The sequence below is a fragment of the Flavimaribacter sediminis genome (assembly GCF_019492055.1).
Lineage (GTDB): Bacteria > Pseudomonadota > Alphaproteobacteria > Rhizobiales > Rhizobiaceae > Flavimaribacter > Flavimaribacter sediminis.
Genome location: NZ_JAICBX010000006.1, coordinates 57,600 through 71,188, shown reverse-complemented (window position 1 = coordinate 71,188; position 13,589 = coordinate 57,600). Strand labels below are relative to the sequence as shown.

Sequence of the window (13,589 nt, the reverse complement as noted above, 5' to 3'; positions counted from 1 at the left end):
TTGGTTGAGGAATCTTTAGAGCTTTGCCGAGCTCCAGAGCTCTGAAATAGCGCCCGTTTGACGCCCAACTAACCCCCAACACACAGCGCTTACCGATTTGACGGCCGCGACACAAAGCGGGGCCGTCTCTTAGGATTCTACCGAGAAATCAGAAATCATTTTGAGGCGACTATGTCCATTTCAAAGAGCGAACGTTTTAACATCTGCCATACAATCACGGCCAAGTGGGAGGGCGGATGGTCGAACCATGCGGCCGATCCGGGTGGCAAGACGATGTATGGCGTGACGGAGGCGACCTATCAGGCTTGGCTCAAAAAGCGGAGGCTGGCGGCAAAGCCGGTGCGGCAAATCTCTTATTCCGAGGCGCTGCGGCTCTATCGCGACGAATACTGGCATCCGACGGCGGTAAAATACAATCTGGTCCCGGGCGTCGATCTTGCCGTCTATGACGCGGCGGTGAATTCAGGTGTGTCGCGCGGGCTGAAATGGCTGAAGGCGAGCGTCGGCTCCAGCGATCATACGGTGACGGCGCGGGCGATCTGCCGTAAGCGGCTTTCCTTTATGCAGAGCCTGAAGATCTGGAAGACCTTCGGCAAGGGCTGGTCGAACCGCGTCGCCGACATTGAGGTCAAGGCCGTCGCCATGGCGGCCGAAGCGATGACCAAGGGCGTGGGAGAAAAGGCAAAGCAGCGCACGGCGCAGAAGCTCGAGGAGATCGCCCGGCGCGAGGTCGTCGACGGCAAGGACGAGACGGCATTCAAACAGAAGGTGTCGGCCGCGAGCGGCGCGGGCGGCTCTCTGACTGGCGGTGGCGTTGCGGTTGATCCGGCCGACTTCGATATGCTGACGAGCTGGGTTGTTGGCGGCGTGGCTGCGGCCGCAGTGCTGGTCGCGATCGTTTTGATCGTCCAGTCGCGAGCGGCGAGCGCGCGGGTCGAAGCCTATCGAGAGGTGCTTGCCTAATGGGCGCGCTTGTTTCCATCCTGCTCAGCGTCGGCGCGCCGATCCTGGCGGGAATCCTGAAAACAAAAGGCGGAAAGGGCGGCGCGATCGCCGGCGACGTCATCGAGGCTGTGGCTGATCGTCTCGGCACGGATGCAACGCCGCAGGCGATCGAGGACGCCTACAAGGCCGATCCGGAGATCTTCACGAAAACGGTGCGGACGATCGAGACCGACTATGCGGCCATCGCCCGCGCCGGCGCCGAAGCGCACCTGGCCTATATCGAACTCGTGAAGGGTGACCGCGACAGCGCGGATATTCTGACAAGGGTCTGGCGGCCGATGAACGGCTTTCTGTTTCCCGTCGGCTGTCTGATGATTGTCGCGACCGTATCCGTGATGCTTCTCTCGCGGGTCCCGGTGGACGCCTCTGTCCTGCCGCTGATTGGCATTGTCGTGCCGATCATGACCGCCTGGGCCGGCGTTGTCGGCTACTATGTCGGCCAGCGCACCAAAGAGAAGACGACAGGGGCCACGTGATGGCGAACAATGACACGAACGCCAACGGACGCCGGTTCATCGACTGGCGCCTCTCCGTCGGCAACATCATCACCATCCTCGGCATGATGATCGGCGGCCTGAGCATGTGGTTCGGACTTGGAGAGCGCGTGACCGTGCTGGAGACCAATCTGAACATGCAAGCGGCCGATATTATGCAGATATCAGGACGCCTTCAGCGCGTTGAAGAGCGTGCTGGAGATGTGCGAGAGAGGTTGAAAGGTATCGAGGTTACCCAGCAGCAGCAGAATGAGACGTTGAAAAGGATATTGCAGGCAGTGGAGGCCTCAAACTAACCGGCCTTTTTTACCGACGCTTGGTTGTGTTGATATACCACAAAACAAGCGAATAGGTTCACAAGAGTAGCAAAGGAACCTATCCAAGCAATAAGAAGTAAAATCCTCGAAGCAGTTATACCGAGAGGTGTCCAGAGTTTCTCTGCCTCGTAATTGGCTGTTGCTATTTGTGCTTCTTGGAGGAAAGGACATGTATCCGCAAATAGATTATATGCATCAACTGAGCAGAATAAACCCTTAACGCCAATATCCTCATTTGGCATTTTAAATATTAAAAGAGAAAACAATGAGAAATATAATATGGCAAAGATCAATAGAAATAATAGATTATTCTTCATTTTTCGATTAATTGTATTTCGATTAGCTTTTGATAGCATTTGATATACTAATACGAGGGCTATAAGTTGAACTATTGCAGTGATTTGTACAATCGCTACTGGCCAAGGCGGAGCAATGTCTATAAGTGCAGTGACCAAAACTAGAGCTGTAGTAGCTACACCCGCTACAATCAAACCAATGAAAGTTTTAAAAAATTTATAGAAGTCATCGATGCCATTCATCGTAGCGATCCTGGTGATTATCTAGAAGTTAACTACTTCATCTTCAAAATCGTCTATTTCAATTTCTCTAAATAGTACCTTGCCAGAGTTCCTTGTGATTTTGGCGCGATATTTTCCAGCAAGTAGTTCCGTTTCCTGAACAGAGTCGCGAACATCTGGGCATTCATTGCTATTCCAAGGATCAAGACCTTCTCTCTCGCAAATCAGATAATCAAAATCTGTAATCAGCTGTAGTCGTTCTGTAGGCTCGCGAAATTTGATATCAACACTAACCTCACCAGCCCCACACTCTCCTACGGCAAGAACAATGGCTGGTCGTTTCAGTCGCCCTTGTTTCCAAGCATGCCTGAACGCTTGGTTGGCGCGAATAGACAACAGGCCAACATCTCCTATCTCTGCTGTGAGCTGATCGTCAGCTTCTATCCATGACAAGAACTGATCGGTAAAAACGGTTTCCGACGCCTGCAGCTCAAGATTAAATTTCTTGATGAAATCTGGATTATCAAAATCAGAGAAATGAACAGAGTCATCTGGTAGCGTTTTAAACGGCTCGTTACACATTGGTACATATGCCCAATCAGAATCTTCATTGAACAATTCTTCGGTAGTATAGGGATTGATAGTGAACCACGGTGTATCGTCTTCGGACCATTCATGAATATTAGGGTTATACATCCAGTTCTCTTTCAGAGACGCGAGATCCTTGCCGAAATGACATTCGCCTCGATCACCAAACATCTCACATTCATAGAAGAGCGCTGGTTGATGCATGGCAAATCGACCAAAAAACGGAGCATCGAAATTTATGTAAGGTCTTTCGCCTTTCATATCCCAGTAGTAATTAAACGTTTGGATATACCGTAGACGTGGAGTGTCTGCGTGCGCAGTAAAAACAAATAGTAGTAAAAATGGCAAAGTCATAAACGGCGTTTTCATTGTGACCATCTCTACATCGGAATCACTGAAGATTTACGGCAAGCCTAACTCACGGTTGTTGATTGCTATTCAAATTTTCTGTTTCTGTTAGTTCTGAGCGGTATGGAACTGGAACGCAATTGTGAAATGGATTGCCGCTAAGGTGCTGATTTGCTTGCCGAGTAGCATGTTGATGCGAGCCTGGCTGACCGATAAAGCGATTTTCTGAACGGCAATAAGCTCGATATTGAGTTGGCTTTTCCTCAGACGCTTGATTTTCCATTATTTCAGCTCCCTGTTTAAAGGTGGTTTGATTCTAGATCGAACAGCCTGCAAACTTCTATAAAACTTACAGCCGTCATGTATGCATCGAGTTGTGCCGTCATAATCCCGGCTCATCGCCACAAGCTATGAAGCCAATACCAAAAGTTGCAACATAAGTGATTTACACATAAAAACACCAGTAACGTATAAATTGCAATAGATAGTCAATATCTAATAAGTAGCAGAAGAAAATAACATCGCGACAGCGCAACTAGGGAAGAAATGCCGAAATATCGGCACTCTCAGTGTTCTGAAATATCAAAATATTCCGGCTAATTAATTCGACAAGCCATCGATTACATTTGTGTTTTTCCGTAAGTAGGAAATACCAAGCAGGTAAATTCCGCAGGCACAACTGCTGCTGCATTCGAGGCCGGCGCTGTCCAAAACTCCTTCAATGCTAACTAGCGTGTCCATCGGCGGTTAGCATTGGAATCGGGACTGGAATCTGGGCCAGCGCACAGACCGTTCGTTCTGCGACAGTTACGAGTGTTTTACCTGGTTAGTCGACGGTTATGCGATCTGGTTGAGTGGAGAGACGGTTTGTCTCGCCGGCATCCATGCCCTGCAGGAGTATGACCCGCACTGCTCCATTGAGGCGGAGTTAGCATACCAATTAACGTACAAAAATTGGGAGCTTTTGTGGTCTAATGAATGGCAACGTGCGCCGGTTCTTCGATTGGCACCTATCCGTCGGCAACATCATCACCATTCTTGGCATGATCATCGGCGGTATGAGCATGTGGTTCGGACTCGGCGAGTGGGTGACCGTGCTGGAGACAAACCTGTCGTCCCAGCCGGCTTATATCGTGCAGATGTCCGGTCGTCTTCAGCGTGTCAAAGAACGGGCAGGAGATGTTGGGGTAAGGCTAAAGGGTATCGAGGTTACTCAGCAACAGCAGAACGAGACGCTTAAGCGGATTCTTCGGGCGGTGGAAGCCGAATGGAAACAGCATTAATTCAGAGCAATGATGATTGGCACCGCTTTCAACAATTCAATTGGCAGTGTCAAAAATGCCGATATTTGACTCGGGTTGTCTATGGTCAATCCCGTCAACATTCCATTTTGAAAGCTCGCCGTTGTGCTATTTGCCACGAACTGCTTCCGCCAAAAAAAGAGTACTCCAAGGGCTTGATCTGATGGCGCCCAAACACTGGCGACGGTTTTCGCATTTGCTACTTCTTCATCGTCGGATACCGCAGCGATTGAACCATCAACTTTAACAATTGTCTCACCTGTAGAGTTGAAAGATAGCGATCCATTTAGACTTTTAATTGATTTCTCTTGTTTCTCCCCCTTTTGTTCCTCTGCCTTTTGCTCCTCTACCTTTTGCTCCTCTACCTTTTGTGCCTCTGCCTTTACAAATATCAATTCAGAGTCCCAAGCTCCAATTGAAGTCTGCTTTAATTCCCCCTGTATTCTCCTTTCCCATCCATTGCCGCTTAATTTACCTGTTACGATTGATTTTGTCGCACACAAGTCAATTGGTACGTCCTCCTCAATAGCGCCCTTGATTTTTATAGTAGCTGTTTTACGGAATATGATATGGCCGGTAGGCAAACCTGAACAGGTTTTCTTATCTGGTGTGCGAGGCTCTTTACCTGCTTCGGGTTGGCTGCTTACCTGAGAGAAACCATGATACGATCCTGAAAACTTTGAATCTTGAGTCTTCGTTTTCGATGCTTTGAGTAGGACTGTTATAATATATTCTTCTGGTATCTTGAAGCAAACCGCAGTTTTACAATTATTTACATTGGCACTCTGAAGTGAAAGTTTAACGCTATCTAAATCATTTGTAATATTAGAATTTGCAGAATATTCTTTGTGCTTGTAATTAAATTTTGTATTTCTTTTCAATATGCGGACTTGATATTTTATATTGCAGTTGTTCGGTTCACCTAGATAATATTCAAAGCCGTCAAATTTACTAAAGCCTTCTTGATTGGTAGGCTTCAACTTGAATGGGTCAACATTTATAAGTTCAACTGCACTTCCTTTTTTGTTGTTTTCATTGAAAGTAGTTTTATTAATCTTGTAGTACAGATTAAAGCTGAAGTCCCCACATTTACCAGGTTTTTTGGTCTTGTTGCCTTCTTTCTCGCCGCCTTCAACGAGCGATGTGATTTGATCCCGCCTTTCCTCATTTTTTTGGTCAATAGCTTTTTGAACATTGGAATATTGTTCTAATATCGAAACTAAGTTCTTGATTATCGGTACGGTTTGATCGTCATCGGTTGTCGAGACTTTCTCAAGTAACCGATTTGAAGTCAGCTTAATATCGATTTTGTCTGAAAAATTATATTTCTGTTTATATACTAGTCTATATAGCGTTGCAGGATCTGGCACAATTTCCATTTCAAATTTGGAAATTTCAATGCTTGCTTTCTTTTTCTCCGCTTCATCCGTGTACTTAACAGCTAATTTTATCCTGCCTTCCGGTAAATAATACTCTGTAACTGCTCCATTTAAGTAATCAGCAGGATCGACTTTATCCAACGTCTCAATGACAGTCCCTGAAGTGCAGGCTGACAAGGCGCCCGCAATTGCCAAAAAGATAAGAAATCTCATTTGAATTGCCCCCAATCCAACGCTGAAATTAATAAGTATTAATAAAAATGCAACCTTAGATTATTTTGCTGGCGGCATTTCCCCTAGAATATTCTTATATTGGTTGTGTTTTTCACGAATTTTTCACGGCCACGGGTTGCACATCCAAATACAGTCATACGGCAGCGACAAGTCCGGGGGGGCAAAATGATTAGAATTGCAGTATTCTGCTGGGTCATGTGTTGCGCTGGTCTCGCGATATCGGCTGATTTGACTGTTGTGACTTTCAATACTGAATCTGATGCCGACACGTCTCCAAGTTTGGTGGCACAGCAAATAAGGGAGATGGGTGCGCTTGACGTACTTGCAGTTCAGGAGGTCGAAGGTCCTCAGGCTCTTTACCAGTACACCAAAGCACTCGCTGAAGAGCGCGGCGGCCGTTGGCGCTATGTCATAAGCGAAAGTGGTGTAAACAGAACACGCAAGGACGACTTACTCGGAATAATCTACAACACGGATGATTTCCGACAACTCGCTACAACCGAATTTCACATGGTTCGTTCTCAGGACGCAGCAGGCACATATGGCGACCCATATTGGTCTCTGCGAGGCGTTTTGATGCTGCGTTTACTTCACTACGAATCTGGAACCGAGTTTCAGATCGCAACGATGCATTTAAAGTGCTGCAATAAACCAGCCGTAAGGCGCCACCAAACAAAGGTATTGGCTGCTGAGCTGCGAAATCAGAGTCTCCCGACAATTCTACTCGGCGACAGCAATATTCCGATTGATCCGGACGGCAGTCCGCTGACGGGAGCTAATCTAGACACTTTCACCAATCTCACCAAATTCGCTGGTCTCACGTGGGCGACGCCTGACAATCCGATGCCTACCCAATGCAGCAAGAATTTTAATTCTATGCTTGACCAAATCTATGTTCCGCGGATGGCTGCGGAAGCAACTCAGGCCACCATACTATTTCCTGAAGAAGCGTACTGTGACGGAGATCCAAAAGGATACTCAGATCACCGGCCGATCCGGGCGGTGCTTCGTGGCTTCTTAAATCAATCAGAGCATTCGGAAGAGGCGATGCTGTCGAATGTCTCAATTCAAACTCAGGACATCGATGAGGTTGAGGAGAAAGCCCAACAGTTTGATAGGCCAGGGGATGTCCTCCCTGATTAGGACAAAGCGACAGTCTTGTTAGGACACGCTATCGAACTGAAACGTATTGGCAAATATAGAATTTGTATTTCTAAAGGAGGATCTGAATTCATGGCGACTAACCCTGTAAGTATGAAGTACTCCAAGCGGTTGGGTAAGGACTTCAAGGATGTGACACACATATACGCTAACGGTGCAGTATGTGAAACAGATTCACTGGGTCATTCGGATCCTCAAACAGGCCTTTCTCCGACTGAACTGGTTGTGCATGCCAGAGACGGGTTCATCCCGCTTTGGGCGAAGGAGGTCGTTCTGAAATGGAGATTTAATGAACGGTCAATGACGATCTTTAGGAATCCGGACCAGGCGCGAGATTATTTAAGAAATATCTTGGCAGAAGGAATTCTGCTTTGGGAGGATGCTGCTCCAGTTAAGTTCAAGGAAGTTGGACCAGGAGATGCCTGGGATTTCGAACTGGTCGTTAGCCCTCACAAGAAATGCGTCCCTAACGTGGGCTGTACGTTGGCAAGCGCATTCTTGCCAGATGGCGGACGTCATGAGCTGACTCTGTATCCTGACCTATTCGATGTAAGCCCGAAGGAGCAAGCGGAAACGATGGCGCACGAGATTGGCCATGTATTCGGTCTCAGGCACTTTTTTGCGCAGATTGAAGAGCAAACCTGGGCAAGTGAGGTATTCGGCGAACATAACGAACATAAGCCTTTTTCCATTATGAATTATGGGAAAGATAGCTTCATGACAGCGACAGATCGTGATGATCTGAAGAAGTTATACAATTTGGTGTGGAGTGGCGCATTGACGGAAATAAACGGCACGCCAATTCGGCTGGTTCATCCGTTTACAACTCTCAGGCCGCTTTACGGGCATGAAGATTTGATTGCCATGCGTATGTAGCATCCACATATCCGATTTTGGTGGGGGCGCGAATGGGATACGATGAGAATTTTTTACAGGGGCACAGGATTCCATTGCCGACGGCAAGCACGTCGATCGTTGAGGATTTGTACCTAGGTGGACAATTTGTCCATCATTCAAGAATCTCAGTTCTATTCAACAAGCGGCGAGGATTCACAGCCTGTTCGGCTCACAATGTTGATGGCTCTTCATTGCCCGAAGGGCAGTGGACGAAAAGAAACTTCAAGCTAGATCCGAAAATCAAACCTACGAGCCTCCAAGTGGGAGACAAACGCGGCTATTGGAAAAACGATTGGGATCGAGGCCACATGGCACGCCGTAAGAGCATGTCATGGGGGAATCCGGACGATGCGCGCCAAGCCGAGTTGGAAAGCGATTACTTTTCGAACATCTGCCCTCAGCACGAGAATCTTCATGACATTGCTTGGGGTAAGATTGAAGACTGGATGCTTGAATTAGCTAACGATAACTCCAGCCAAGCCTGCGTATTTACGGGTCCGGTGTTTACCCCGGATGACCCCGAAATCACCAATGCTCCAGGACAAAAGCCGGTGAAAATTCCAGCTGGCTTCTGGAAAATAATTGTTGTCCTAGTCTCAGACAAAGTGCGCGCAGCTGCTTTCTTGGTCTGGCAACGTGACTATGACACCGAGGAGCCGCTTCCATTCGCTCCCGTACTAGAGCAGGTCCGGATCACCACGGTTGAAGTATTGTCAGGTCTGACGTTTTCGACGCTGAGAAAGTATGATCCGATGCTATTTGACCGTCGGAACAATATTAGATCAGAGATTACGGAGGCCGGTTTGAGGGGCGTGTTGTATGAGAGCGCATCAGGCTCTCCACTGGAATTGACCGAGGAAGCAATCCGCCGCTTTGCCCGTGCGACCCAAGGTAGGAATAGCCCGGGTATTTTCTCTCCGGCTGATATTATTTTGTAATATCAGGTATTTGAACAAGGTGATCTGAAGGAGGAGTATATGGCTCACGAAGAAGGAATTGAGCCTGATAGGCGGGGGCAAGGGCATCGGGATGAGCCCGAGCAAAGACTCAAATCGGAAGAGTTTGAGCTACGAAGATACGAAGCGCGGATGGGACTGCTTAAGGTAGTCTATGGCACCATGATAGTTGGACTTGCCGGAGTCCTGATACCGGCGGCGATTGAGGGTTGGGGGCTTGTATTCCAACAATTGCAATACGACGCAAAACTGAATTTCGAGAGCCAATCGCGTCAGCAGGAATTTCTTACGAAGCACTTCAATACGGCGATCAATGAGAGTTTGGATTTGCGATCCCGGTTTGCTGAATATTACGCATTTACTGTCGATGGGTATGATCCGGAAAGCGGAGTTGAAGGCAGGAATACTACACCAGATGCCACTCAAGGTAACTGGACTCGGTATTACAAGGCATTGATTGAGCGAAAAGAAGAGATAGAGAAATTAATTCTCGAGAAAGAGGAAGAAGTAAGATTATTAATGACCAAACCAGTGAGCGAAATTCAAGCAGGGGACGAAATAAAGCGTGGGTTACTTGAGGTAGAGCTAGCTTGGCTTTACGACGAAATTGAATACGCAGTGCCTGGCCGAGACAGCAAGCCGCGAGCTTCAGTTATTTCATCCAACGACACTCAGATTATTTTACAAATGGCTTCATATAGCCCGCAATACTGCGACACTGCACAAGAGGAAATTGAAAAATATGGGTCTGAAGCTTTTGGCCGAACACCAACACTTTGGTTAGCAAATGGAGCAAAAGTGGTTGTAGTCGGTTTGGCGGCAGACAATCTTGAACAGGCAAATCAGGATCTAACAACAGCCCTGAAATTGTCCAAGCAGGAAAAATACAAATCCGAATCCCTAGACCAAGCGCGAATTCGTACAAATCCTGAATGGGTGCCACTAGAACGGTGTGCCGACCTCATATAGACGACAATTTTATTTGTAGTTCCCAATCGTCCGGAACTTTCTAATGACCATCAGTGATGATGTACCAACGGAGTGAGCTGGAATGCTCCAGAAGTTAGACAAGCGGGTGAAATCATATCAGTGAAGGTCCCCTAGTTTGTCTCTGTTTTTTGTGCCACTTTTTGTGCTACATTTTAGACCCAAAGCTGGGCTAACTTATTGAAAATAAAAGAATGAAGGCTGCCTGGGAGTCTTCTCGACCGCACCAATGTCTCAAGTAGACATCCTAAATCATTGAAATCGGTACTGTATTTGGATTCAGAATGCCGCGTTTGGAGCGGCGCTGGCGCTGTTCAATCCGCTAATCCTGTCAATCTGGCTTTGTTTCGGGAATCTGTGTTTTCGGCTTCGTTTATGTCCGGCGACGCCGAAATCTGGCTTCGTTTCGGTAATTTGCGATTCAGGCTTTGTCTGGGGTTCTCACGCCTCTGCTGATTTGGGTTTGTTTCGGGAATCCGTGTTTTTTCGGATCTTGCCGACGAAACGCCTGGATCGGTGAAATCTGGCTTTGTTTCGGGAATCCGGAAAATCCATCCTTGGCCGCTGAATCTGGTCGTCGTGGCGTCTGTGCTTCCTCTGAATCATAACACAAATGCATCGCTTATGCAGCAACAATGTTCCGTATATGTTCCATGTTATGCGCTGAGGAGATTGCCTGACGCCGGGTCGATTTAAGCGCTGGAATTAGAATCGTCGTGCGGTTTACAGTCCAAAAATCCGTCTGACATGCTCTGTTGCATGAGGAAAGGGAGAGGGATGAACGCAGACGCCGCCGGCGCACCATTGGAGTTGACCAAATTCCGTAATCCCAGTCTGCATGATTTCGAGATCAGGCAGGTTTTCTGATCATTTGAGAGAGTGTCTCTCCAACTCGAACTGGGGGAGAGGAAGAAACTGCGAATGGATCTGTTTGGCGTCCATGCGATAGCCTTCTGCGTCGAGCACCCGCTGAACGTCATCTTCGATTGCTTCCACGCCAAGATTGATCACGCCAACGTTGACGCAGTCAAATCCCGGTTCAGGTATATCTTCAGCAGGGAAGAGATTATCGGCAAATTGTTCATAGCGATGGATTTCAGTACGCCGTCCGAGTTCTGCTGTATTTGCGACCGGATTGAGATCAAGGAGTAAACTCAGGTGTTTACTTCTCGTGTTTTTGTCGGGCTACCAGTGGTTCTTCTGGCTTCGAACGTATGTTTTGCAGGCAGCTTTGAGGAGGGAACGGACGCCTATAATCGCGGCGACTACGAACTGGCGCGACAACTCTATGAGGAAGGCGCTGAAAACGGCTCGGCGGATGCAATGACCGGATTGGCGCTCATGTACGGTTCCGGCATAGGGGCACCGCAAAGCAACCGCAAGGCCGTATTCTGGTATCAAAAGGCGGCGGAGAAGGGAGACATGCCGGCGCAATACAATCTGGCGACCATGTATGAACGTGGCGCAGGGGTGGAGAAAGACTACAAGGCGGCGGCGAAATGGTACCGCAAAGCGGCCGATCAGGGTTTTGACCGCGCGCAATACGGTCTCGCTCTGTCGTACGAGATCGGCAGAGGTGTGGAGCAAGACGATGTGGCAGCGGTCCGCTGGTATCGAAACGCTGCAAATCAGGGTCTACCAATCGCGCAATTGGCGCTTGGCATGATGTATTACTTGGGCAAGGGCGTGCCGGCCAACGAAACTGCCGCCGCAATCTGGTTTCGATTGGCTGCTGATCAAGGATCGCCTGAAGCTTAAATGTCACTATCCGTCATGTATCTGTATGGCGCTGGCGTCAAACAGGACAACGTGTCAAGCCTAAATTGGATGCTCGAGGCGGCAGAGCAGAACAATTCCGAAGCCTATTTCACGCTAGGGGATCGCTACGAGGACGGCGAGGGTGTCGCAGCCGATCGCGTGGAGGGTTACATGTGGTATTCCCTGGCGATCGATCAGGATCACGCCGAAGCTGCTCTAAACCGCGCGCTACTTGCCGAGACCATGACGCCGGAGCAAATCTCCAGAGCCGAAGCAATGGCTCGGGACTGGAGGAGCAAGCACAATCAGTGAACTGCAGCCGTTGTCATGCCTGCGTGACTCTTCCTCACCAGCACGGTTCGCTCCGAGCGATTCGCCACCTTCCCAAACTCCCGTGGAACTCTCTCGCGCTCCCTTCGTTATCACCACCGATAAGAAGGAGACTCCGACAAATGAAACAATGGCTGATACTGGTGTTCGCCGCATTCGCAATTGCAGGCTGCACGCCGACTGAGAAGGGCGCTGCGATTGGCGCTGGAACCGGCGCCGTCGTGGGCGGCATCGCCACCGGCAATGTACAGGGCGCGGCTGTCGGCGCTGCTGTTGGCGGTGTTGCGGGCGCTGTGATCGGACGGGTGTCCGAAGGCTCGAACCGGTGCTACTACCGCGACCGGTATGGCCGACGTTACGTCGACGCCTGTCCGTCAGGATACTGACGCAGACCGACGTTCAGACATTTCGCTCGAAGGCGCGCAATCAGGACCGATTGCGCGCCTTCGTTGCTTTTCCGACTGTGCGCGGCTTCGAAAAGTCGGCTTCGTCTTCCAGCTTGCCCGACGGATTGGGTTCATCCGTTGTGAAGGCGTCCGCCCAGTCGCCGAGTTTTTCGGCGAAATCCGGCCAGTCGCGCATGTCCTCGTCGTCGCGATACATCGTAAATGGCCGCAGCGTGCTTTCGTAGAAATCGATCTGCTCATGGGTCCGGTACTGCCGCGGCTCGTAGCGATCCCAGTGGCAGAGCTGTTCCAGCGGACGGCGGTAGCGCCGGTCCTGTTCGGCGACGGGAAAGCCGACCGGAATGGTCCCGTAGGCTTTCATCCACGCCGGATAGCCGAGCAGGGCGCTGAGCTCGCGGTTGGTGGCGTCTTCGCCGCCGCCGGAAAGCCAGGCGGAGGTCAGACCCTCGGCGGTGACGCCAAGCTGGATGTTCTGGATCACGGCGCCGAGCGAACAGAGAAAGATCGCTTCATTGTTGTCCTGGTATTCCTCGTCCCATTCGGGGCTGGTCGCCTGGGGAAAGCAGACCTTCCAGCGTGGATCGCCGATCACGATGATGATCGCGACGGTGTTGGACAGATAGTTTTTGGAGACCGCCGGAAATCCCTTTGCATGGTCGCGAAGCCGCTGCGCCTGACGCAGGAAGACCTGGCGGACTTCCTCGCTCATGGCCGGGTCGTGAACGACGATGCAGTCCCAGCATTGCACATTGGCGCCGGAGGGCGCCCAGCGGCCGCACTCGACGATCCGCTCGAGCACGTCGCGGCCGACTTCCTTGCCCTTGACGAATTTGCGCGTGCTGCGCCGACTTTCAACGACGTCGCGAAAATCGCTCGTCCTGCCCTTAACGGTCATTGTCTGCTCCTCCT

The 13,589-nt window shown here is 49.7% G+C and carries 16 protein-coding genes; 12 read left to right on the top strand and 4 right to left on the bottom strand.

Annotated features, from left to right (window positions below; all coding sequences use genetic code 11):
• The first annotated feature begins 171 nt into the window (after positions 1 to 171).
• From K1W69_RS24495 to K1W69_RS24485, 3 genes are read left to right on the top strand one after another with little or no spacing between them, the layout of a single operon-like run.
• On the top strand, positions 172 to 963 hold the full coding sequence (locus tag K1W69_RS24495; protein WP_220231106.1) for a glycoside hydrolase family 108 protein: 792 nt from the start codon (positions 172 to 174) through the stop codon (positions 961 to 963).
• Positions 963 to 1,481, top strand: coding sequence for a 3TM-type holin (locus tag K1W69_RS24490; RefSeq protein WP_220231105.1), 519 nt, complete (start codon positions 963 to 965; stop codon positions 1,479 to 1,481). The genes K1W69_RS24495 and K1W69_RS24490 overlap by 1 nt, the downstream gene beginning before the upstream one ends.
• A complete protein-coding gene (locus K1W69_RS24485) occupies positions 1,481 to 1,795 on the top strand; it encodes a hypothetical protein (protein ID WP_220231104.1) in 315 nt (104 codons plus the stop codon). The genes K1W69_RS24490 and K1W69_RS24485 overlap by 1 nt, the downstream gene beginning before the upstream one ends.
• On the opposite strand, the gene K1W69_RS24480 is transcribed toward K1W69_RS24485, so the two are convergent.
• Together K1W69_RS24480 and K1W69_RS24475 are read right to left on the bottom strand one after the other, a co-directional pair.
• The gene (locus tag K1W69_RS24480) at positions 1,792 to 2,355 is read right to left on the bottom strand and encodes a hypothetical protein (RefSeq protein ID WP_220231103.1); all 564 of its coding nucleotides are present in this window, start codon (positions 2,353 to 2,355) and stop codon (positions 1,792 to 1,794) included. The two genes, K1W69_RS24485 and K1W69_RS24480, sit on opposite strands and share 4 nt — an antisense overlap.
• 21 nt (positions 2,356 to 2,376) lie before the next feature.
• Entirely contained in the window at positions 2,377 to 3,291 is a 915-nt protein-coding gene (locus K1W69_RS24475; RefSeq protein WP_220231102.1) for a hypothetical protein, read from the bottom strand.
• A gap of 953 nt (positions 3,292 to 4,244) precedes the next feature.
• Here K1W69_RS24475 and K1W69_RS24470 point away from each other — a divergent pair.
• Positions 4,245 to 4,553 (top strand): hypothetical protein, encoded by a 309-nt coding sequence (locus tag K1W69_RS24470; RefSeq protein WP_220231101.1) that lies wholly within the window; start codon positions 4,245 to 4,247, stop codon positions 4,551 to 4,553.
• Here K1W69_RS24470 and K1W69_RS24465 read toward each other — a convergent pair.
• On the bottom strand, positions 4,550 to 6,163 hold the full coding sequence (locus K1W69_RS24465) for a hypothetical protein (protein ID WP_220231100.1): 1,614 nt from the start codon (positions 6,161 to 6,163) through the stop codon (positions 4,550 to 4,552). The genes K1W69_RS24470 and K1W69_RS24465 overlap by 4 nt on opposite strands.
• A gap of 186 nt (positions 6,164 to 6,349) precedes the next feature.
• Between K1W69_RS24465 and K1W69_RS24460 the strand changes: the two genes are divergently transcribed.
• The 8 genes from K1W69_RS24460 (at position 6,350) to K1W69_RS24425 (ending at position 12,659) form a co-directional block, all read left to right on the top strand.
• A complete protein-coding gene (locus K1W69_RS24460) occupies positions 6,350 to 7,327 on the top strand; it encodes an endonuclease/exonuclease/phosphatase family protein (protein WP_220231099.1) in 978 nt (325 codons plus the stop codon).
• A 90-nt stretch (positions 7,328 to 7,417) separates the two neighbouring features.
• Positions 7,418 to 8,221: a zinc metalloprotease gene (locus K1W69_RS24455; protein WP_220231098.1), complete on the top strand. Its 804-nt coding sequence runs from the start codon at positions 7,418 to 7,420 to the stop codon at positions 8,219 to 8,221.
• A gap of 32 nt (positions 8,222 to 8,253) precedes the next feature.
• Positions 8,254 to 9,180, top strand: a complete 927-nt coding sequence (locus tag K1W69_RS24450) for a DNA/RNA non-specific endonuclease (RefSeq protein ID WP_220231097.1) — start codon at positions 8,254 to 8,256, stop codon at positions 9,178 to 9,180.
• A 39-nt stretch (positions 9,181 to 9,219) separates the two neighbouring features.
• On the top strand, positions 9,220 to 10,167 hold the full coding sequence (locus K1W69_RS24445) for a hypothetical protein (protein WP_220231096.1): 948 nt from the start codon (positions 9,220 to 9,222) through the stop codon (positions 10,165 to 10,167).
• A gap of 939 nt (positions 10,168 to 11,106) precedes the next feature.
• Positions 11,107 to 11,337 (top strand): hypothetical protein, encoded by a 231-nt coding sequence (locus K1W69_RS24440; protein ID WP_220231095.1) that lies wholly within the window; start codon positions 11,107 to 11,109, stop codon positions 11,335 to 11,337.
• 6 nt (positions 11,338 to 11,343) lie between these two features.
• Complete coding sequence (locus tag K1W69_RS24435) at positions 11,344 to 11,943, top strand: tetratricopeptide repeat protein (protein ID WP_220231094.1); 600 nt, start codon at positions 11,344 to 11,346, stop codon at positions 11,941 to 11,943.
• Positions 11,944 to 12,255, top strand: a complete 312-nt coding sequence (locus K1W69_RS24430) for a tetratricopeptide repeat protein (protein ID WP_220231265.1) — start codon at positions 11,944 to 11,946, stop codon at positions 12,253 to 12,255.
• 140 nt (positions 12,256 to 12,395) lie between these two features.
• The gene (locus K1W69_RS24425) at positions 12,396 to 12,659 is read left to right on the top strand and encodes a YMGG-like glycine zipper-containing protein (RefSeq protein WP_220231093.1); all 264 of its coding nucleotides are present in this window, start codon (positions 12,396 to 12,398) and stop codon (positions 12,657 to 12,659) included.
• Positions 12,660 to 12,699: 40 nt separating this feature from the next.
• Here the strand turns inward: K1W69_RS24425 and K1W69_RS24420 are convergent, their stop codons facing one another.
• Positions 12,700 to 13,575: a nitroreductase family protein gene (locus tag K1W69_RS24420; protein WP_220231092.1), complete on the bottom strand. Its 876-nt coding sequence runs from the start codon at positions 13,573 to 13,575 to the stop codon at positions 12,700 to 12,702.
• Between the last annotated feature and the right edge of the window lie 14 nt (positions 13,576 to 13,589).

Excerpts from the sequence above, each read along its gene's own strand:
- K1W69_RS24455 (WP_220231098.1), top strand. The coding sequence starts at position 7,418 with ATGGCGACTAACCCTGTAAGTATGAAGTACTCCAAGCGGTTGGGTAAG.
- K1W69_RS24490 (WP_220231105.1), top strand. The coding sequence starts at position 963 with ATGGGCGCGCTTGTTTCCATCCTGCTCAGCGTCGGCGCGCCGATCCTG.
- K1W69_RS24425 (WP_220231093.1), top strand. The coding sequence starts at position 12,396 with ATGAAACAATGGCTGATACTGGTGTTCGCCGCATTCGCAATTGCAGGC.
- K1W69_RS24485 (WP_220231104.1), top strand. The coding sequence starts at position 1,481 with ATGGCGAACAATGACACGAACGCCAACGGACGCCGGTTCATCGACTGG.
- K1W69_RS24460 (WP_220231099.1), top strand. The coding sequence starts at position 6,350 with ATGATTAGAATTGCAGTATTCTGCTGGGTCATGTGTTGCGCTGGTCTC.
- K1W69_RS24430 (WP_220231265.1), top strand. The coding sequence starts at position 11,944 with ATGTCACTATCCGTCATGTATCTGTATGGCGCTGGCGTCAAACAGGAC.
- K1W69_RS24465 (WP_220231100.1), bottom strand. The coding sequence starts at position 6,163 with ATGAGATTTCTTATCTTTTTGGCAATTGCGGGCGCCTTGTCAGCCTGC.
- K1W69_RS24450 (WP_220231097.1), top strand. The coding sequence starts at position 8,254 with ATGGGATACGATGAGAATTTTTTACAGGGGCACAGGATTCCATTGCCG.
- K1W69_RS24470 (WP_220231101.1), top strand. The coding sequence starts at position 4,245 with ATGAATGGCAACGTGCGCCGGTTCTTCGATTGGCACCTATCCGTCGGC.
- K1W69_RS24420 (WP_220231092.1), bottom strand. The coding sequence starts at position 13,575 with ATGACCGTTAAGGGCAGGACGAGCGATTTTCGCGACGTCGTTGAAAGT.
- K1W69_RS24440 (WP_220231095.1), top strand. The coding sequence starts at position 11,107 with ATGGATCTGTTTGGCGTCCATGCGATAGCCTTCTGCGTCGAGCACCCG.
- K1W69_RS24495 (WP_220231106.1), top strand. The coding sequence starts at position 172 with ATGTCCATTTCAAAGAGCGAACGTTTTAACATCTGCCATACAATCACG.
- K1W69_RS24475 (WP_220231102.1), bottom strand. The coding sequence starts at position 3,291 with ATGAAAACGCCGTTTATGACTTTGCCATTTTTACTACTATTTGTTTTT.
- K1W69_RS24480 (WP_220231103.1), bottom strand. The coding sequence starts at position 2,355 with ATGAATGGCATCGATGACTTCTATAAATTTTTTAAAACTTTCATTGGT.
- K1W69_RS24445 (WP_220231096.1), top strand. The coding sequence starts at position 9,220 with ATGGCTCACGAAGAAGGAATTGAGCCTGATAGGCGGGGGCAAGGGCAT.